19 protein-coding genes are annotated in these 20,999 nt (G+C 36.9%); 16 read left to right on the forward strand and 3 right to left on the reverse strand.

Annotated features, from left to right (window positions below; all coding sequences use genetic code 11):
* Positions 1–21: 21 nt before the first annotated feature.
* Together aroA and EHV10_RS10115 are read right to left on the reverse strand one after the other, a co-directional pair.
* Positions 22–1,272 carry a 3-phosphoshikimate 1-carboxyvinyltransferase gene (aroA, locus tag EHV10_RS10110; RefSeq protein ID WP_128674545.1) on the reverse strand — a complete coding sequence of 417 codons (1,251 nt, stop codon included), beginning with the start codon at positions 1,270–1,272 and terminating at the stop codon, positions 22–24.
* A 10-nt stretch (positions 1,273–1,282) separates the two neighbouring features.
* Positions 1,283–2,374: a prephenate dehydrogenase gene (locus EHV10_RS10115; RefSeq protein WP_128674546.1), complete on the reverse strand. Its 1,092-nt coding sequence runs from the start codon at positions 2,372–2,374 to the stop codon at positions 1,283–1,285.
* Between the two features lie 304 nt (positions 2,375–2,678).
* Between EHV10_RS10115 and EHV10_RS10120 the strand changes: the two genes are divergently transcribed.
* From EHV10_RS10120 to htpG, 4 genes are all read left to right on the forward strand, one after another.
* Positions 2,679–4,781: an elongation factor G gene (locus EHV10_RS10120; RefSeq protein ID WP_128674547.1), complete on the forward strand. Its 2,103-nt coding sequence runs from the start codon at positions 2,679–2,681 to the stop codon at positions 4,779–4,781.
* A gap of 148 nt (positions 4,782–4,929) precedes the next feature.
* Entirely contained in the window at positions 4,930–5,559 is a 630-nt protein-coding gene (locus EHV10_RS10125) for a sortase B protein-sorting domain-containing protein (protein ID WP_128674548.1), read from the forward strand.
* Between the two features lie 243 nt (positions 5,560–5,802).
* A complete protein-coding gene (locus tag EHV10_RS10130) occupies positions 5,803–7,326 on the forward strand; it encodes a 4Fe-4S dicluster domain-containing protein (RefSeq protein WP_128674549.1) in 1,524 nt (507 codons plus the stop codon).
* Between the two features lie 133 nt (positions 7,327–7,459).
* Positions 7,460–9,508, forward strand: a complete 2,049-nt coding sequence (gene htpG / locus EHV10_RS10135) for a molecular chaperone HtpG (protein WP_128674550.1) — start codon at positions 7,460–7,462, stop codon at positions 9,506–9,508.
* Positions 9,509–9,569: 61 nt separating this feature from the next.
* Here htpG and EHV10_RS10140 read toward each other — a convergent pair whose 3' ends face one another.
* Positions 9,570–9,983, reverse strand: a complete 414-nt coding sequence (locus EHV10_RS10140) for a TOBE domain-containing protein (RefSeq protein ID WP_128674551.1) — start codon at positions 9,981–9,983, stop codon at positions 9,570–9,572.
* A 185-nt stretch (positions 9,984–10,168) separates the two neighbouring features.
* On the opposite strand from EHV10_RS10140, the gene EHV10_RS10145 reads away from it, so the two are divergent.
* The 12 genes from EHV10_RS10145 to EHV10_RS10200 all read left to right on the forward strand — a co-directional run bounded on the left by EHV10_RS10145 (position 10,169) and on the right by EHV10_RS10200 (position 20,993).
* On the forward strand, positions 10,169–11,011 hold the full coding sequence (locus tag EHV10_RS10145; RefSeq protein ID WP_128674552.1) for a DegV family protein: 843 nt from the start codon (positions 10,169–10,171) through the stop codon (positions 11,009–11,011).
* Positions 11,012–11,140: 129 nt separating this feature from the next.
* Complete coding sequence (locus EHV10_RS10150) at positions 11,141–12,427, forward strand: galactokinase (protein WP_128674553.1); 1,287 nt, start codon at positions 11,141–11,143, stop codon at positions 12,425–12,427.
* 10 nt (positions 12,428–12,437) lie between these two features.
* Positions 12,438–12,833, forward strand: a complete 396-nt coding sequence (locus EHV10_RS10155) for a DUF4190 domain-containing protein (RefSeq protein ID WP_128674554.1) — start codon at positions 12,438–12,440, stop codon at positions 12,831–12,833.
* 21 nt (positions 12,834–12,854) lie between these two features.
* Positions 12,855–13,307, forward strand: a complete 453-nt coding sequence (gene nrdR, locus EHV10_RS10160) for a transcriptional regulator NrdR (RefSeq protein ID WP_007591373.1) — start codon at positions 12,855–12,857, stop codon at positions 13,305–13,307.
* The gene (locus tag EHV10_RS10165) at positions 13,304–13,831 is read left to right on the forward strand and encodes a YqeG family HAD IIIA-type phosphatase (protein ID WP_128674555.1); all 528 of its coding nucleotides are present in this window, start codon (positions 13,304–13,306) and stop codon (positions 13,829–13,831) included. The genes nrdR and EHV10_RS10165 overlap by 4 nt, the downstream gene beginning before the upstream one ends.
* Positions 13,818–14,687: a shikimate dehydrogenase gene (gene aroE, locus EHV10_RS10170; protein ID WP_128674556.1), complete on the forward strand. Its 870-nt coding sequence runs from the start codon at positions 13,818–13,820 to the stop codon at positions 14,685–14,687. Before EHV10_RS10165 ends, aroE begins: the two co-directional genes overlap by 14 nt.
* Positions 14,684–15,121, forward strand: coding sequence for a type II 3-dehydroquinate dehydratase (aroQ, locus tag EHV10_RS10175; protein WP_007591376.1), 438 nt, complete (start codon positions 14,684–14,686; stop codon positions 15,119–15,121). Before aroE ends, aroQ begins: the two co-directional genes overlap by 4 nt.
* 65 nt (positions 15,122–15,186) lie before the next feature.
* Positions 15,187–15,747, forward strand: coding sequence for an elongation factor P (efp, locus tag EHV10_RS10180; protein WP_007591379.1), 561 nt, complete (start codon positions 15,187–15,189; stop codon positions 15,745–15,747).
* A 94-nt stretch (positions 15,748–15,841) separates the two neighbouring features.
* Positions 15,842–17,611: an arginine--tRNA ligase gene (argS, locus tag EHV10_RS10185; RefSeq protein ID WP_128674557.1), complete on the forward strand. Its 1,770-nt coding sequence runs from the start codon at positions 15,842–15,844 to the stop codon at positions 17,609–17,611.
* A 468-nt stretch (positions 17,612–18,079) separates the two neighbouring features.
* Positions 18,080–19,426, forward strand: a complete 1,347-nt coding sequence (rsxC, locus tag EHV10_RS10190; RefSeq protein ID WP_128674558.1) for an electron transport complex subunit RsxC — start codon at positions 18,080–18,082, stop codon at positions 19,424–19,426.
* Positions 19,426–20,385 carry an RnfABCDGE type electron transport complex subunit D gene (locus EHV10_RS10195; RefSeq protein ID WP_128674559.1) on the forward strand — a complete coding sequence of 320 codons (960 nt, stop codon included), beginning with the start codon at positions 19,426–19,428 and terminating at the stop codon, positions 20,383–20,385. Before rsxC ends, EHV10_RS10195 begins: the two co-directional genes overlap by 1 nt.
* On the forward strand, positions 20,382–20,993 hold the full coding sequence (locus EHV10_RS10200) for an RnfABCDGE type electron transport complex subunit G (RefSeq protein WP_128674560.1): 612 nt from the start codon (positions 20,382–20,384) through the stop codon (positions 20,991–20,993). Before EHV10_RS10195 ends, EHV10_RS10200 begins: the two co-directional genes overlap by 4 nt.
* Positions 20,994–20,999: the final 6 nt, after the last annotated feature.

The raw sequence follows: 20,999 nt of genomic DNA on the forward strand, positions 1-20,999 counted from the left end.
ATTTATCGATGGCGGCTTTTTTTAAATATTTACTTTTCTTAAATCGTCAAAAAATCCGGGATATGATATTTCAACACAGTTTTTATTATCAAGTTTTATTTCACCGTCTGAAATAAGCCCAAGAACAGCAAATGTCATTGCGATTCTGTGATCGTCATGAGTAGATATAGTGACATTTCCCAAAAGTTTGTTTGTTCCCTCAATCTCCATACCGTCTTCGGTTTCAACTACATTTACACCGAGTTTTGAAAGTTCCTCACACATTACCTTTATTCTGTTGGATTCTTTTACCTTAAGCTCTGTAGCATCCTTTATAATAGTTTTACCTTCGGCCATTGAAGCTACGGCGGCAAGTAAAGGCAGTTCATCTATAAGAGTCGGTATAATATCTCCTCCTATAGTAGTTGCATGAAGTTTTGAATATGATACTTTGATATCGGCTACAGGCTCAAACTCATCATTTGATTTGATTATTTCTATATTTGCACCCATATCTTTTAATACTTTTATTACGCCGTCTCTTGTGGGATTGATACCAACATTTTCAAGTATAAGCTCGGAATCCGGAACCAAAGTGGCGGCAGCCATAAAAAATGCCGCAGAAGATATATCGGAAGGAACGTCTATATCTGTCGCAAAAAGTTCCTTACAAGGATTTATTGTTACGGAGGTTTTTGTAGTGTTTAAATTTGCACCGAATTTTTTTAACATTAATTCGGTATGATCTCTTGATTTTGCAGGCTCAATTACAGTAGTAGAAGAGTCTGCGTATAATCCTGAAAGAAGTATTGCGGATTTTACCTGCGCGCTGGCAACAGGAGAGTTATATTCAATACCGTGAAGAGAACTTCCTGTGATTGTCAGAGGTGCAAAACCGTTGTTACTTTTAATGTAGGCTCCCATCAATGTCAGAGGAGCTATAATCCTGTTCATAGGCCTTTTTTGTATGGACTTGTCACCTGTGAGAACAGAAGTAAAATTTTGTGCGGATAAAATACCGCTGACAAGTCTGGTTGTAGTACCGCTGTTTCCGCAGTCAAGTATTTCTTTAGGTGCGCTTAAACCATAAAGTCCTTTTCCATTTACTTTAACACAGGTGTTTTCCATTTCAATATCAATACCCATTTTCTTAAAGATTGATATAGTTGAAATGCAGTCAGCACCTGTTAAAAAACCTTTTATATTTGTAATACCCTTTGATATGGCTCCAAACATAACAGCTCTGTGAGATATTGATTTATCGCCGGGAACCATTAATCTACCTTTTATCATATTTCCTCCGTTAAATAATTTTATAATTATATTCCTTCAATAATTTGCCTGCCATTTTACAGGAATCGGCATCATAGAAAGAAATATTTAATGCACCTTCGCCCTTTTCTCTGTTGTGATTGATACCGATATTTTTAATACTTATAGAATTTGCGGCCAGGATGGCGGATATAACGGAAATTGCTCCGGGTTTATCCTGTATATGCACGCTTAAATCATATTTTGAAATAATAAGTCCCTGAGAGTTTGTATCAAGAGAGTTTCTGTACTCACCGGATTTTGCAAACATATTGTTGATATATGTACTCGACTTAGCAGACAAATGTGAGTATACATCCTCTAAAGTATCTATATATTTGCGAAGCATCATATTTATAGGCTCAGAATTAAGCATACATATCTGTTCCCACATGATTGGAGAAGCCGAGGCTATTCTTGTAATATCCTTAAATCCTCCTGCGGCAACTCTTTTCATTACTCCGTCATCATAGTCATTTTCACTTACCAGATTTACAAGTGTAGCCGCAATAATATGAGGTAAATGACTTATGGTTGCAACAACTTTATCATGCTTTTGATAATCTATTACAAAGGGTATAGCCTTTATTGATTCGATTATTCCTGAAAATACCTCAAGCTTATCGACATTTACTTTTGAAGATGGAGTGATCATATAATAAGCGTTTTCCAAAAGCAGTGCATCAGAAGCGTCATATCCTGTTTTTTCAGAACCTGCCATCGGATGTCCGCCTATAAAGACATCCTCAAGTTCAAGTTCTTTTGCAAGACTGTGAATTGAAGATTTTGTGGAACCTACATCCGTTATGATTGCATCATTTCTTATATAAGGCTTTATGTCGTTAAGATATTTATCATTGAACTCTACCGGAGTACATAAAAATACTATATCACAGTCTGAAAGAGTGTTGTCTATACCTTCAAGAATAATATCTATAATCCCGTCACTTTTACCTTTTAACAGCTCGGAACGGTTGTTTGTATAGGCATAGATTATTGATTCGGGTCTGTATTTTCTTATTGCTTTGGCAATCGATCCCGCTATAAGTCCAAAGCCTATAAAAGCTATATTATTGTATTGCATAATCCTCCGTTCCGGCACTGCACCAATATTAAATATAAAAAGTCTAGTACATTTGTCCGAATTAGTCAATTACTTTTACTTTAATAATTTAAAGTGACATAGTAAAATAGCTTGAACAGGACTATTTATCTTTACTAAAACAGTCTATTTATACAAAAGCTTTATAAAAATATATTACGATTTAACTATAATAAAAGTACAAATTACATTGTCTAAATTGAATATAAAACTTGAAATTTTATCGTATGTTTAGTAAAATATCTTTATCAGAAAAGTCTATTGACTAAAAAGGAGGGATACTCTTATGAAGGTTTATGAAACTAAACAGATTCGTAACGTTGTACTGCTTGGCCATGGAGGCTCGGGTAAGACTACAGTAGCAGAGGCCATGAGCTTTGTTGCAGGAAATATTTCAAAGATGGGAAGTATTTCAAGCGGAAATACCATCAGCGATTATGACAAAGAAGAAATTAAAAGAGGTTTTTCCATCAGTACATCTTTAGTTCCGGTAGAATATGAAGGAGATACCGGAAGTGTAAAGATAAATCTCTTGGACACTCCGGGATATTTCGACTTTGTAGGCGAGGTGGAAGAAGCCGTATCAGCTGCAGACGCTGCCATTATTGTAGTCAATTGCAAGGCCGGAATTGAAGTAGGTACAGTAAAAGCATGGGAGTTGTGCGAAGAATACGGTTTACCTAGAATATTCTTTGTAACAAATATGGACGATGACAAGGCAAGCTATCGTGAACTGCTTTTGAAGCTTGAAACACGCTTCGGAAGAAAAGTGGCTCCTTTCCATCTTCCAATCAGAGAAAACGAAAAGTTCGTAGGATTTGTAAATGTCGTAAAGATGAAGGGTAGAAGATTTACAAACCTATCAGATTATGTAGAGTGTGAGATACCTGATTATGTTGAAGCCAACTTAAAGATTGCAAGAGAGGCCTTGATGGAGGCCGTTGCCGAGACAAGCGAAGAATACATGGAAAGATATCTTTCAGGTGAGGAATTCAGTGATGATGAAATTTCAACAGCACTCAAAGAAAATATTTGCAACGGAGATATCGTGCCTGTAATGATGGGTTCAGGAGTGGACGCACAGGGATTTAAGGCACTTATGATGGCAATTGAAAAGTATTTCCCGTCACCTGATTATAAAGAGTGTGTGGGAGTAGACGTAAGCAACGGTGAGCATTTTACAGCAAAATATAATAAAGAGGTTTCATTATCCGCAAGAGTATTTAAGACAATCGTGGATCCTTTCATAGGAAAATACTCATTGGTTAAGATTTGTACAGGTACACTGAAGCCTGACAGTGCAATCTATAATGTAGGTAAGGAAACAGAGGAGAAATCCGGAAAGATTTATGTACTCAGAGGAAAGAACGCTATAGAAGTACCTGAGCTTGTTGCCGGTGATATCGGCGCTATGGCTAAGCTTAGTGCAACAACTACAGGTGATACTATTGCGTTAAAGAATGCACCTATCCTTTATCATGGACCAAAGATCTCATCACCATATACATGTATGAGATATAAGATCGTAAACAAGGGTGAAGAGGATAAACTTTCATCAGGTCTGTCAAAACTTATGGAAGAAGATTTGACATTAAAGCATATGAACGATACTTTAAACAGACAAACTCTTCTTTACGGAATAGGTGATCAACAACTTGAAATTGTAGTTAGCAAACTTTTAGATAGATATAAAGTAAAGATAGAACTTTCAAGACCTAAGGTAGCTTTCAAAGAGACTATCAGACAAAAGGTTGAGGCTGCCGGAAGATATAAGAAGCAATCAGGTGGACACGGTCAGTTCGGTGATGTAAAGATGAGCTTTGAACCTTCAGGAGATCTTGAGAAGCCATATGTATTTGAGGAGACTGTATTCGGAGGTTCGGTACCTAAGAATTATTTCCCTGCAGTTGAAAAAGGAGTGGCTGAGTGCTGTATTAAGGGACCTTTGGCCGCATATCCTGTAGTAGGTGTAAAGGCAGTACTTTTGGACGGTTCATATCACCCTGTTGATTCATCTGAAATGGCATTTAAGATGGCTGCAACAATAGCATTTAAGGACGGATTTATGAAGGCCGCACCTGTGCTTTTAGAGCCTATTTATACAGTAAGTGTAATAGTTCCTGATAAGTTTACAGGTGATGTTATGGGAGATCTCAACAAAAGACGTGGTAGAGTTCTCGGTATGGAGTCAATAAATCACGGAAAACAGCTTATAAGAGCCGATGTTCCTATGTTGGAGCTTTTTGGATACAATACCGAGCTTCGTTCAATGACCGGAGGTATGGGTGTATTCAGCTATGAATTTGCAAGGTATGAGCAGACACCGGGAGATATCCAGAAGAAGGAAGTGGAAGCAAGAGCAAGTAAGCTTGAAAATGATACGGAATAATAAATATATTTATTATTAAGGAAATATGTTTATTCGTAAGAAATCTTACTATAAATTTACATATTGAATAAAGTGCTTGAAAATTTTTTCATAAGGTTATATATTAGCTTCATCAAAAAAACTTATATGAAAAAGGAGGTATCATATCATGCACTTATCAATAATCAAAAAAACAGTTTTATCATTAACATTGGCTTTAGGTTTAGTTTCAGGTAGTGTAGTTGCTTTTGCCGCACCTTCACAGATAATTATTCCTGGAAAATCTGCAGACGCTGCAAGCGCACAGGTTATTAATGAGGGAAAGATAACCCGTATTATAGGAATAGAGGGAGAGAAGGCACCTTCAGAGATTATTATACCGGGTACTTCTACAGTTGTAGTAAGATCAACAGTATCTAATGCAACACCTTCTATGGCTACTCGTTCAAACTCTACAGCGTCAAGCAGCAGAGGCGGTTCATCAAGCTCATCAAGAAGCGGAAGCTCAAGAGCTGTTACTGCAACAACAGTACCTACAAATACTCCTGCTTCAAACTACGGTCCTGCACCTTCAAATACTACTGCTCCTGCAGGTAATGTAGGTCCTGCAGCTAACGTAGGTCCTGCAGCAGGAAACACAAATGTTTCAACTAAGGGTGATGTGACAGCAGCTAAGCGCGGAAAATTAAATGTACCAAAGACAGCTGATGCTTCAGCAATGGGACTTTATGCAGCATTACTTGGTCTTTCAACTGTAGCAGGTGCGTTTGTAATCGCAACAAAGAAGAAAGAGAACTAATCTTAAATTAAATAAAATAATATATTTTACGGCAGACTGTACAGTCTGCCGTTTTTGTGTTTTTTTTAATGCAATTTTGTATGTTTCTTATAAAAAACAAGAAATTGATAAAAAAATAACAATATACCTTTATTTTATTTTTTAAATATAGTATTATATCATTGCTCAGTATAGAAGACAGTTTTAGAAATACTTAAAACTATTGTCACTATAAACGGAAATTTTTTTTAGTGGAGGAAAATTGTGAGAGGTGTTGAAACAAGAATTCAGGAAATAAGGCATAGAATCTTTAGAGAAGTTGCCAGAATGGCTTATCACACAGAGTGGCCGGTAGATAAAAGAATAGAGGAGCTTCCTTATAAGATTATTCCCGGTGAAGTGGGAAATTTTAGAAACAACGTTTTCCTGGAAAGAGCTATAGTAGGTGAAAGACTCAGACTTGCTATGGGATTGCCTTACAGAAGTGCGGCTAATCATGCTCCCTTATCTGAGGGAATAGAGCTTGCGGATAAGGCGGAGACATATTATACACCACCGTTAATTAATATAATTAAATTTGCATGCCATGGTTGTGTTGAAAAGAGAGTATATGTAACTAACGGTTGCCAGGGATGCTTGGCACATCCATGTTCGGAGGTTTGTCCTACAGGTGCTGTAAAGATAGATAAAGAGAGCGGATTCTCAAGCATTAATCAGGAAAAGTGTATCAAATGCGGTAGATGTGCAAATGTTTGCGCATACAATGCAATCATTGTGCAGACAAGACCTTGTGCGGCTTCATGCGGTATGGATGCAATATCTTCAGATGAAAACGGTAAAGCCGATATTGACTACGATAAATGTGTATCATGTGGACAGTGTCTTGTAAACTGTCCGTTCGGCGCTATTTCAGATAAATCACAGATTTTCCAGACTATAAGAGCTATTCAGTCGGGAGACAGAGTATATGCGGCTATTGCTCCTGCTTTCGTAGGTCAGTTCGGTCCTAAGGTGACACCGGGAAAACTGCGTGCGGCAATGAAAGCGCTCGGATTTGCCGATGTATTTGAGGTAGCTATAGGTGCAGATCTTTGTGCCACACAGGAGGCATTTGACTTCCTTGATGAAGTACCTGAGAAATTACCTTTTATGGGTACATCATGTTGTCCTTCATGGTCATTGATGGCAAAGAAAGTGTTCCCGGATCAGGCTGAATGTATATCAATGGCACTTACACCTATGACGCTTACGGCAAGACTTATAAAGAAACAGCATCCGGACGGAAAAGTAGTATTTATCGGACCTTGTTCAGCTAAAAAGCTTGAGGCTATGTGGACAGAGGTAAGAAGTGAAGTGGACTTTGTACTTACATTTGAAGAGATGGCCGGAATATTTGATGCAAAACATATAGATATTGAAAATCTTGAAGAAGATCCGAACGGTGTCAACGATGCATCTACAGATGGAAGAAACTTTGCTGTGTCAGGAGGAGTTGCAAAGGCGGTTGTAGGAGTTATTAAGAGTCAGTATCCTGACAGAGAAGTAAAGGTAATGAATGCGGAAGGCCTTGCAGATTGCAAAAAGATGATGACAATGGCTAAGGCAGGAAAGTACCCGGGATATCTTCTTGAAGGAATGGCATGTCCGGGCGGTTGTGTTGCAGGACCGGGAACAATGCAGAATATCAAGAAATCTCAAGGTGCGGTAAATCAGTATGCGGCTAAGGCAACACATGGCATTGCTATTGAGACGGAATCTGTAAAAGAGCTTGATAAGTTGGTTAAATAATTAAATATAATAAAAGCTATTGGCACTCATATTAGGTGAGTGCCAATTTTTTATTGACTTTTATATTTTCATGGTTATAATAGTTATATCAAAGCAAATAATATATTTGCGAATTTATTAGAGAGGTGATGAAATGAAAAAGGGAAACTTATCAATAAACAGTGAAAATATATTTCCGATTATAAAGAAATGGTTGTATTCAGATCATGATATTTTTGTGAGAGAATTGATTTCAAATGCAACAGATGCCATAACAAAGCTGAAAAAATTAAGCCTTGCAGGTGAGTTTACAAAGCCTGAAGGAGATGAATATAAGATAAATGTAGAAGTCAGTCCTAAACAAAAACTTATTCGTTTTATAGATAACGGTATAGGTATGACTGAAGAAGAGGTAGAAAAGTATATAAATCAGATAGCTTTTTCAGGTGCGGTTGATTTTATAGAAAAATATAAGGATAAGACAAATGAAGAGCAGATAATAGGCCATTTCGGTCTTGGATTTTACTCTGCATTTATGGTAGCGGATAAGGTAAGTATTGATACTCTTTCATACAAAGAAGGTGCAAAGCCTATACATTGGGTTAGTGACGGCGGTCTGGAGTTTGAGATGGGAGAAGGCAACAGAGCTTCAAGAGGAACTGCTATTACATTATATCTTAATGATAATTGTCATGAGTTTGCAAACGAGTTCAGAGTAAGAGAGATACTTAACAAGTACTGTTCATTTATGCCGGTAGAGATATTCTTAAAGGATATAGATGCTGAGGAAGCTACAGAAATTATAGAAAAGGATGAGCTTTTAGAAAGCGATACCGTAATAGAGACTATAATTGAGCCTGCAAAGACGGAAGAAAAAGAAAAAGAAGACGGTACTAAGGAATTAGTTGAGATAGAACCTGCAAAGGAAAAGATCAAGATTAAAAAGCGTCCTGTAGCGCTAAATGATATACATCCGCTTTGGACTAAGCATCCTAATGAGTGTAGCGATGAGGAGTATATCGAGTTCTACAGAAAAGTATTTATGGATTATAAGGAGCCTCTGTTCTGGATCCATTTAAATATGGATTATCCTTTTAACTTAAAAGGAATTTTATACTTCCCTAAGATAAATACGGAATATGATTCTATAGAGGGTACTATAAAACTTTACAACAACCAAGTATTTATCGCCGACAATATAAAAGAGGTTATTCCGGAGTTTTTATTACTGTTAAAGGGTGTAATAGACAGTGCAGACATTCCGCTTAATGTTTCAAGATCCGCATTACAAAATGACGGTTCTGTAAGAAAAATCTCAGAGTATATTGCAAAGAAGGTTGCAGATAAGCTTTCAGGAATGTGCAAGACCGAGAGAGATAAGTATGAGAAATACTGGGATGATATCGCACCTTTTATAAAGTACGGTTATCTTAAAGACGAGAAGTTTGCTAAGAAGGTAGAAGATTATATATTATTTAAAAATATAAATGATAAGTACCTTACATTAAGCGAGCTTATTGATGAAAGCAAAAATTCCGAGGAAACGCTAGAAAATTCTTCTGATGAAACTCAGGAAAACGCTGAAGAGAAAAAAGAGGTTGAGAAAACTCAGATATTCTATGTAAATGATGTAAAAGAGCAGAGTCAGTATGTAAATATCTTTAAGTCTGCCGGAAAGGATGCCGTAGTATTGCCACACAGCATTGATGTACCTTTTATCTCAACTCTTGAGATGAAAAGAGACAATGTGAAATTCCTTAGAATAGATTCAGATATGACGGATGATATGAGAAGCGAGGAGGTAGCTGAAGATACAAAGGCTTCATATGATAAGTTATCTGAAAAGGTAAAGACAGCTCTTCACAATGACAGATTGAAAGTTTCAGTACAGCTTTTAAAGAGCGATGAGATTTCATCGGTGATTACAATATCCGAAGAGAGCAGAAGAATGCAGGAGATGATGAAGCAGTACGGAATGATGGGCATGGATCCTTCAATGTTTGGAGGTGAGGGTGAGACTTTGGTTCTCAATGCAAATCATCCGCTTGTAAAGGAGCTTCTTGAGAACAATCATGAAGATTTATTTGATATGATTTGTGAACAGTTCTACGATCTTGCTTCAATATCACACAGCCCGCTTTCACCTGAGAGAATGAGTACATTTATTAAAAGAAGCAATGAGCTTATGCTTAAATTAAAATAATAAAATAAAAACAGCCGGTACTTAACAACTTAAAATCGTAAGTGCCGGCCTTTTTAATATTTTACTCAATGCCTACCATTACTGAAGTAGCCTTGATAACAGCATAAGCTTTTTTGCCTACAGCAAGTTCAAGCTCTTTTACAGCGTTCTTTGAGATTGTAGCTGAAACTACACCAAGCTTTGTCTCAATAGCTACGATATCGTTAACAGCACCTTCTTCAATGCTCTTTACAACACCTTGGAACTTGTTTCTTGCAGAGATCTTTGGAAGCTCTGTAGCAACCATAACCTCTGTAGCCTTGATAACTGCGATTGCAGAAGCTCCATCCTTTAACCCGAGCTCCTTGATAGCATTAACTGAAATAGTAGCTGAAACAGCCTCTCCGTTTACTTCAATAGTAACGATGCCGTTAACAGCACCTTCATTAACATTCTTTACAATTCCCTTGAATTGATTTCTTGCACTTAATTTCATTGTGTAAAAACTCTCCGGTAAAAAATATTTTGCTTAAAGAACTTAAGCAATACTACAGATTTTAGCATAAATTTAAAATATTTCAAGCATATTTAGCTTATAGAATTAAGCATACTTGACTTATAATAAGTATATTACTATAATGGATGTAGTTTTAAAAACTACATTAAACGGAGTTGAAAAATATGACATATAGATTAATTGGGGATAGTTGTACTGATTTGGATGAGAATCTGAAAAAAGATGAAAATATAAAAATTGTTCCGCTTACACTTGAAATCGGAGACTATCAGGTTATAGATGACGAGAAGTTTGATCAAAAAGACTTTATAAAGAGAATGGCCGAATCGAAAATAGGACCAAAAAGTGCCTGTCCGTCACCGGATGCATTTAAAGAGGCTTTGGAATGTGATACCGATATGGCATTTATCGTTACTCTTTCAGAGCATCTTAGCGGAAGTTATCAAAGTGCTGAGATCGGAAAGAAACTTTACGAAGAGGAATATGAAAAAAAGGATATTTTAGTGCTTTCGTCAAGGTCGGCATCTGCCGGACAGTATAGACTTATGCTTGAGCTTGACAAATTATGTAAAGAAGGTCTTAGCTTTGAAGAGATTTCAAAGAGAATGATTAAGCTTAGAGATGAGATGAAGACATATTTTGTTTTGGAGTCTCTTGATACACTTAGAAAGAACGGAAGGCTTTCGGCGGTGAGTGCATTTATAGCCTCAGCTTTAAATATCAAGCCTGTTATGGGTGCCGTAGACGGTGTGATAGTAAAAAAAGACCAGCAAAGGGGGATGCAGAAAGCTTTAGTAAAAATGGTTGAGCTTGCTATATCTGAAGCGGGAGAAAACACATCTGAAAAGATTGTATGCATTACTCATATAAATAATGAAGAAAGAGGTGAGAGTGTAGCTAAGCTTTTCCGTGACAGTAATAAATTTAAGGATGTTAAGGTTGTAAACGGTGCAGGAGTTGCCACTTTGTACGCAGGTGACGGAGGAATAGTTCTTGCAATCGGATAGGTCAAAAATAAACTTAAGTACACAATAATAAATTGTGTACTTTTTTTGGATTTATGATAAACTTACTTTGTAATGTATAGATATTAGAACGATATGTATGCTTTAATTAAAATATTAAGCGAGGGGTATATGAATTTACTTGAGGCAAGGGATATATTGGAGAAAAGAGGTCAAAAATTATTAGAGGAGCTTTACGGAAAATCCGGAGTTGATGATAATTTAAAGAGATATGAAGCAGTTTTAAAGGGATTCTTAAAGGAATTCGGAGAAAAGGATGTTAAACTGTTTTCATCTCCCGGAAGAACCGAGATTTCAGGAAACCATACGGACCATAACAACGGAAAGGTACTTGGAGGAAGTATAAATCTTGACTGTGTAGCGGTAGCTACAAAAAACGACTCCGACTTTGTTAATATTATAAGTGAGTCTTTTTCGCAGAAGTTCAGAGTGAATATAAAGGATATTGAGCCGGGAACAGATAAGATAGGTACTGTAGAACTTTTAAAGGGAATACTGGCAGGATTTAGACAAAGGGGTGCGAGTATCGGCGGTTTCGATGCCTATATTACAAGTAATGTAATTTCAAGTGCAGGGGTAAGTTCCTCAGCCGCATTTGAAACTTTGATTTGTCAGATAATAAATACCTTATTTAATGAAGGGAAACTTTCAAAAACAGATTATGCCTATATCGGAAAATATGCCGAGAACAACTATTGGGATAAGGCAAGCGGACTGCTTGATCAGATGTGTTGTGCTTATGGAGGGCTTATAAGCATAGACTTTGCAAATCCTGATTTGCCGAAGGTTGAAGAGATGGATTTTGACTTTGCGGGGGCAAAGCACGATCTTATAATTGTACAAACAGGAAGAGGACATGCGGATCTTTCAGCGGATTATTCTTCAATACCTGCAGAGATGAAAAAGGTGGCGGAGTTTTTCGGAAAGTCTACATTATCTGAAGTTGATGAAGATGAGTTTTATAAAGAACTGCCGAAGATAAGAGCTTTTGCAGGTGACAGAGCTGTACTTAGAAGTATTCATTTCTTTGATGAGAATAAAAGAGTCGATAATGAGATAAAAGCATTAAAGAACAATGATTTCGATTCTTTCTTAAAGAATATTACGGACAGCGGAAATTCATCATGGAAATATCTTCAAAATGTATATACAAATGCCGCACCGAATGAACAGGGGATTACAGTGGCACTGGCTTTATCCGAGAGATTCCTTAAAGAAAAGAATGTTGGGGCAACCAGGGTTCACGGTGGAGGATTTGCAGGAGTTATTATGGCGATGGTTCCTGAGAACTTAAGTGATGAATATGTTTCCTATATGGATAAATTCCTTGGAAAAGGGTCAAGTTATAAGATGAAGATCAGACCTTACGGGTCTATATGTTTGGATGAAATGATTTAAAGGAGGATAAATGAACGAAGAACAATATTCGGTAGCATGTCTTATTGTCGGAATACTGAGCTGCGTACTTTGTTGCATGTGTTTAGGACTTCCGCTTGGAATAGTAGGTATAGTACTTTTTGTTTTGTCGACAAGAAACGGACATGGAATAGATGTAAAGGCAGGTGTAGGACTTGCTTTATCAATACTGGGCGTTATACTTTCAATTGCTATGGTATTTATAATAATAATAGGATTGTTATTCTCAGATGATAACGGCTACAGCAGCTATCGTGATAACAGCAATCCTTTTGAATATTTTATTGAAGAGTATGGTGATTCATTGGAGTTTGATGACAGTGATGAATATCAGAATCTTCCATATTATTTTGATGAAAATGAAGATGCACAAATAAATGAATTATAATTATGGATAAGGAATAAGCTTATGAAATGCCCTTTTTGCCAGGCGCAGGATACAAAGGTTATCGATTCTCGTCCTGCGGATGACAATTCTTCAATAAGAAGAAGAAGGCAGTGTGAAAGCTGCAATAAGAGATTTACCACATATGAGAAACTTGAGACAATTCCTCTAATGGTAATTAAAAAGGATGACAGCAGAGAAAACTTTGACAGGTCAAAGATAGAATATGGAATCATCCAAAGCTGTCATAAGAGACCTGTCTCCACAGTTGTAATAAGAAAAACGGTGGATGATATAGAAAACCAAATCTATTCTATGGAAGTCAGTGAGATACCTACCAGGAAGATAGGTGAGCTTGTGATGGAAAAATTAAAGGAACTGGATGAGGTTGCGTATGTAAGGTTTGCATCTGTATACAGGGAGTTTAAGGATGTAAATACTTTTGTAGATGAGATATCAAAGCTTTTAAAGAAATGATTTTTATGAATAAACTTTTTCCGGATTTACACAAGAAAGATATATATGAGATAGACTATAGAGGGCTTTATAATAAGGGATTCAGAGCTGTTCTTTTTGATATAGACAATACTTTGACTACTCATGGAACAAAGGCTGACAGGTCAAATATTGAATTTTTTAAATCTCTTAGAGAAATAGGATTTAAGACCTGTCTTATTTCAAACAATAAAGAAAAAAGAGTTTCACCGTTTGCAAAGGCGGTCGGATCGCCTTATATATATAAGGCTGATAAACCTTCAAAAAAGGGCTATATAAAGGCGATGAATACTTTGAATGTAAAAAGGGAACAGACTTTTTTTGTAGGAGATCAGATTTTTACAGATATATGGGGAGCTAATAATGCAGGAGTTTACTCTGTTTTAGTGGACCCCATAAGCCCGAAAGAAGAAATACAGATAGTTATAAAAAGGTTCTTTGAAAGAATTGTACTTTTCTTTTATAAAATTAAGACAGATAAGGTGAAAAAGAATGATAAGTGCTGATACAAAAGTTTACGGTATCATAGGAAATCCTGTTTCACACAGCCTTTCTCCGATTTTACAAAATACTTTGGCTAAAGAAATGAATATAAATATGAGCTATTCGGCATTTCATGTGACTGAAAATATCAAAGAGGCGATAAAAGGCGCTTTTGCGTTGGATATTAAGGGTTTTAATGTAACTATCCCATATAAAAAGGATATGCTTGATATAGTTACAGATATTGATGACAGGGCAAGAAAAATAGGTGCAATAAATACGCTTATAAAGACTGAAAACGGTTATAAGGGATATAATACGGATATTATAGGACTTGGCATGAGCCTTTATAATAACAATCTTAGTATAAAGAGTAAGGATGTAATTATTTTGGGGGCGGGAGGTGCCGCAAAGGCTGTACTTTATTTGGCAATAGAAGAGGGAGTAAAATCAATTACTCTTGTAAACAGAAATATTTCAAAGGCTGATGAACTGAAAGCGGATGTAGGTATTAAAGATATTTCCGTTATCGCTTTGGATGATTTAAAGTCAAATATCAATCTGCTTGACAAGGATAATTATTTTGTATTCCAGACTACGAATGTGGGTATGCATCCGGATGTTGAAGATTGCATAATAGAAGATGAGGTATTTTATGAAAAATGTGATTCGGGTATCGATCTTATTTATACACCTTTTGAGACTGCATTTATTAAGAAGATGAAATCAAAAGGGAAGGTTTGCATAAACGGTCTGGATATGCTTATTCTTCAAGGTGTTGCAAGCTTTGAGATATGGAATAATGTTAAAGTCGATAAGGATATTATAGAAAAAGTGAAAGTATTGTTGACAGAGAAACTTAGAGAGAGAATGCAATGAAAATTTTGGTGATAAACGGTGTGAATATGAATTTCCTCGGAATAAGAAATAAGGAAGTTTATGGAAACAAGGACTACAGCTATCTTCTGGAAATGATTGATAAAAAGGCAAAAGAGCTTGGGGTGGATGTGGAATGCTTTCAGAGTAATCATGAAGGTGCGATAGTCGACAAGCTTCAGGAGGCATATTTTGAAAAGCCGGCAGGAATAGTTATAAATCCTGCAGCATTTACGCATACAAGTGTAGCTATAAGAGATGCTCTTGAGAGCCTTGATTGTATTAAGGTAGAGGTACATATATCAAATATTTCGGACAGAGAAGAGTTTAGGCATAAGTCTCTCACACAGCCTGTATGTACAGGGCAGATAGCAGGACTTGGGCTAAGCGGATATACTCTTGCAATGGAGTACATAATAGAGCAAACTAAGTCTTGATTTGACATCAAAATTGTTATAGAATAGTTCAAGTATCGCATGAAAGTTTTTAGGAGGAAATATTAATGGTTTCAGCAGGTGATTTTAAAAATGGTTTAACATTGGAGATTGAGGAAGGACAGGTTTTTCAGATTCTTGAATTCCAGCATGTTAAGCCGGGAAAGGGAGCTGCATTCGTTCGTACAAAAATTAGGAATGTAATTACAGGTAGCGTTGTTGAAAGAACTTTCCGACCTACTGAGAAATTCCCACAGGCAAGAATAGACAGAGCCGATATGCAGTATTTATATGCAGACGGAGATATGTTCAACTTTATGAATGTTGAGACATATGATCAGATTGCACTTAATGCAGACAAGGTTGGAGATGCGTTGAAGTTCGTAAAAGAGAATGAGATGGTTAAGATATGTTCATTCAACGGTAATGTATTCTCTGTAGAGCCACCTTTATTTGTAGAGTTGGAGGTTACAGATACAGAGCCGGGATTTGCAGGAAATACAGCACAGGGTGCTACAAAGCCGGCAACAGTGGAGACAGGTGCAGTTGTTTATGTTCCATTGTTTGTAAATCTTGGTGATAAGATTAAGATTGATACAAGAACAGGTGAGTATTTATCAAGAGTTTAAAATTTTCAATGTTTGACGGTCATCTTGACCGTCTTTTTTGTAGTTGAGTTGCACAGTATAGTGCATAAAAATAAATTATACAGACTGGAGATATATGAAGACAATTATTGAATTGATTTCCGATGAGCTTAAGTCTGCATTTGCAAAATTGTCATATGATGAAAAGTATGGAAAGGCCAATATTTCAAACAGACCTGACCTATGTGAGTATCAATGCAACGGCGCAATGGCGGCAGCTAAGGAATATAAGAAAAAACCTATTGATATAGCAAATGAGGTTGTTGAAATCCTAAAACAAAGTGAAAGCTTTGAAAAAATCGAAGCTATTATGCCGGGATTTATCAATATAAATATAAGCAATACTTTTATAGAGAAATATGTGAGAGACATGTCAAATTCACAAAAGTACGGTATAGAGCTTGACAATCCTGCAAAGAAAATAATAATCGATTATGGAGGTGCAAATGTTGCAAAGCCTCTTCATATCGGACATTTACGTTCTGCGATTATCGGAGAGAGCTTAAAAAGAATGGGAAGATTCTTCGGTAATGAGGTAATAGCGGATGTACACTTGGGAGACTGGGGTCTTCAGATGGGGCTTATAATAGAAGAGCTTAGAGAAAGAAAACCTGAGCTTGTTTATTTTAAGGAAAACTATGACGGAGAGTACCCAAAGGAAGCGCCTTTTAGCTTAAATGATTTGGAGGAAATATATCCTGCGGCTTCAAAAAAATCAAAGGTTGATGAAAGTTTTAAGCAAAGAGCACAGGAAGCCACTTTGGAACTTCAAAAAGGTTACAGACCGTATAGGGAGATTTGGAAGCATATAATTAATGTATCTGTAGAGGACTTAAAGAAAAACTACAGTTCACTTTTGGTAGACTTTGATCTCTGGAAGGGTGAGTCCGATGCCGATCCTTATATACCGGATTTGATTAAAGATCTGGAAGACAGAAAAATTGCAAGAGTTTCTGAAGGCGCTTTGGTAGTGGATATAGCTATGGAAGGTGATAAGAAGGAATTGCCTCCTTGTATAATAAGAAAATCCGACGGCGCTGCACTTTATGCCACATCGGATCTCGGTACTTTGGTGGAAAGAGAAAAGCTTTATTCACCTGATGAATATATCTATATTGCGGATAAGAGACAGGAACTTCACTATACACAGTTTTTCAGAGTATCAAGAATTGCAGGTATAGTTCCTCCAAATCATGAACTTAAATATATAGGTTTCGGAACAATAAACGGAAAAGACGGAAAGCCTTTAAAGACAAGAGACGGCGGTGTGGTTCGTCTTGAGACTGTAATTAAGGACATTGAGGATGCCGTATTTGCAAAGATAAAGGAATCAAGAGATGTATCCGACGAGGAAGCAAGAAATACTGCAAAGATTGTAGGACTTGCGGCTATTAAATATGGCGATCTCAGCAATCAGGCTGCAAAGGATTATATATTTGATATTGACAGATTTATATCATTTGAAGGAAATACAGGGCCTTATATTTTGTATACAATAGTCAGAATAAAGTCTATACTTGAAAAGTACTATGAAAGCGGTTCAAAGCAGGTCAGTCTTAATGACTTGAGTGTTCCTGTGGAAGATATACATAAAAAGCTTTATATGGAATTGTCACAGTTTAATGAAGTTATGAAATCTGCATGGAATGAACTTGCACCACATAAAATATGTCAGTATATTTATGCGGTTTCAAATACATTCAACTCATTCTATCATGAAATAAAGATACTTTCTGAAGCTGATGAGAAAAAGAAAAAAGGATACCTTGCAACTATTCTTCTTACAAAGGAGCTATTGGAGTCTGCCATAGATCTCCTTGGAATAGAAGCGCCTGATAAAATGTAATAAAAACTCCTACTAAATTCTGAATTTGGTAGGAGTTTTTATATAGCAAAAAAATATTTTTGCTATATTATTTTTATTTAGATTGAATTTTTCTGTATAAAATTATAGACTGGAAGTGACATATTAATGCAGAGATAGAGAGAATTTTATTAATAAATATTTGTAAAAAATACTTGCTTTCTGTATCATAAAAAAATGTATACAAAAAAATACAATATAAATCCTTGAAAATCGTCTGTAACTTTGTACAAATATGGTATAATAAAAGAAAATAAGGGTGGAAAAATGCTTCAAACGGCAGTATGCCGAAAGACTAAGAATTGCTTTGGTTTCTTGGTTTATTTGTGCGTCAGGAGATTATATATTGCTTTAAAATAATCTAAAAATTAACAATTAATTTGACTTGTTTTACACAAATTACTGCCTGATTTCTTACATTTGTTTACCCGGATAGAAGAGGAGAAAAATATGGGATTAGCTACATTTATTGGTGGTGTACATCCATATGAGGGCAAGGAACTCTCAATGGAACATCCGATAACGGTACTACAACCAAGCGGTGTTGAAATGGTGTTCCCGTTAAGCCAACATATCGGTGCACCTGCAAAACCCTTGGTGGCTGTCGGAGATGAAGTGCTGGTCGGACAAATCATCGCAGAGGCGGGGGGATTCATATCAGCCAATGTGGTAAGCTCAGTGTCCGGAAAAGTGAAAAAGATCGAACCCAGAAGAGTGTCAAACGGTTCAATGGTGAATTCCATTATCATTGAGAATGATAAGGAATATCGTGCTGTAGAAGGTTTTGGAGAAAAAAGAGATTATACAAAGCTTTCTAAAGATGACATCAGAAAAATAGTGAAAGAGGCAGGTATTGTCGGACTCGGAGGAGCTGCATTCCCGACACATGTGAAGCTTTCACCAAAGAATGAAAATGAGATTGATTACATCATTGTAAACGGTGCGGAATGTGAGCCGTACCTTACAAGCGATTACAGACTTATGATGGAAGAACCTGAAAAGCTGGTGGAAGGCTTAAAGATTATACTCAGGCTTTTTCCGAATGCAAAAGGTGTTATAGGTATTGAAAATAATAAACCTGAAGCTATTGAGAAAATAAAAAAACTTGTACAAAACGAATCAAAAATAGAGGTTGTGGAACTGTATACAAAGTATCCGCAGGGTGGTGAGCGTTCACTGATTTTTGCGTGTACAGGAAGAAAGTTGAACTCAAGCCTCTTACCTGCAGATGTAGGCTGTATTGTTGACAATACGGATACAGTTATTTCAATATATAATGCGGTAGCCGAGTCTACTCCTCTAATCAGAAGGATTGTAACTATAACAGGCGATGCCGTTACGACTCCGCAAAACTTTAAAGTAAGAACAGGAACCAATTATCAGGAACTTATTGAAGCGGCGGGCGGTTTTAAGACTGAGCCTAAAAAGGTGCTTTCAGGCGGTCCTATGATGGGACAGGCTTTGTTTACTCTTGATATTCCTGTTACCAAGTCATCATCTTCAATTACAACTTTTGTGGAAGATGAAGTTGAGCAAAATCCTGAAACACCATGTATCAAATGCGGAAGATGTATTGATGTATGTCCAAGTTTTCTTGTGCCTGTTCTTATGATGGATAAGGCATTAAAGGACGATACTGAAGGATTTGAGAAGTTAAACGGTATGGAATGTGTTGAATGTGGCTCATGTGCTTATGTATGTCCTGCAAAGAGACCACTTACTCAAGGATTTAAATATATGCGTCAGGCTGTTGCAGCAAAGAGAAGAGCTGAGGCGGCAAAGAAGGAGGGGAAATAATGGCAGGCAAATTTAATGTTTCATCATCTCCTCATGTAAGGGATAATTCATCCACAGCAAATATCATGAAGGATGTTTGTATTGCAATGATACCTACTTTGGCATTTGGATGCTTTCAGTTCGGTTTATCTGCGCTTATCGTGGTTATATGTACAGTTCTTGCATGTGTACTTGCTGAATATTTATACGAAAAAGTAATGAATAAGCCTGTAACTATCGGAGATTTTTCCGCTGTGGTTACCGGACTTATATTGGCTCTTAATATGCCGCCTCAGATTCCTGTTTGGATGCCTATACTTGGTGGTGTATTTGCAATAATTGTTGTAAAACAGCTCTATGGCGGACTTGGCCAAAACTTTATGAATCCGGCTTTGGCTGCAAGATGCTTTATGCTTATATCATTTGCCGGAAGTATGACAAACTTCAGCTCTGTGGCTATGAACTATGATTCATCATCTACACCTACACCTCTTGCTTTCTTAAAGGCAAAGGGAATTACGGATGCACTTGAGCAGTATGATCTTGTAAATATTTTCCTCGGTAGAATACCGGGAACAATAGGAGAGGTTTCAACTATTGCTTTACTTATAGGTGCAATTTATCTTGTTGTAAGAAAGGTTATTTCTCTTAGAATACCGGTTATATATATTGCTACAGTTGCTGTATTTGTATTCTTATTCGGTGATCACAATCCTACAACTGTTTTATATCATGTGCTCAGCGGAGGTCTTATATTCGGTGCGTTCTTTATGGCAACAGATTATGTAAGCAGTCCTGTTACAAAAATGGGACAGGTGTATTTTGCGATATTTATCGGTATACTTACAGGTTTATTCAGATTATTCGGAGGCAATGCGGAGGGAGTTTCCTACGCTATCATCATCGGTAATGTGGTGGCTCCGCTTATAGAGAAGGCAACATTGCCGAAGGCATTTGGAAGGGAGGCAAAGAAGGCATGAAAAAACAATCAGGATTTGTAAAAGATGCGATTATTTTATTTGCTATAACCCTTATTTCAGGCCTTGTACTGGGATTTGTATACGATATAACAAAGGCTCCTATAGCGGCTGCGGCAAAAGCGGCAAAAAATGAAGCTTATGCTGTTGTTTTCCCGGAAGCCAAAGACTTTGAAGAAAATGAGGCCGATACGGCAAAGATTGCGGAGACTGCAGATGAAATTGCAGGTAAGGGCTTCGGACATTCAAATATTGATGAGGTTGTTACCGCAAAGGATGGGTCCGGAAACAATATAGGCAGAGTTATAACATCAACATCAAAAGACGGATATAACGGTACAGTACAAATATCCGTAGGTATAAAGTCTGACGGTACTGTGGTCGGAATAACATTCCTCACACTGGAAGAGACACCGGGTCTTGGTATGAGAGCGGCGGAAAAGTCTTTCTACGGTCAGTATGCAAATAAAAATACAAAAGAATTCAAGCTTGTAAAGGGTGCTGCAAGTGCAGACGATGAGATATCGGCTATAAGCGGATCTACCATCACAAGTACAGCTGTTACCAATGCTGTAAATGCGGCACTTTACTTTAATTCAATATTGGAATAAGGAGGA

The organism is Lachnoanaerobaculum gingivalis (assembly GCF_003862475.1).
GTDB classification, from domain to species: Bacteria; Bacillota; Clostridia; order Lachnospirales; family Lachnospiraceae; genus Lachnoanaerobaculum; species Lachnoanaerobaculum gingivalis.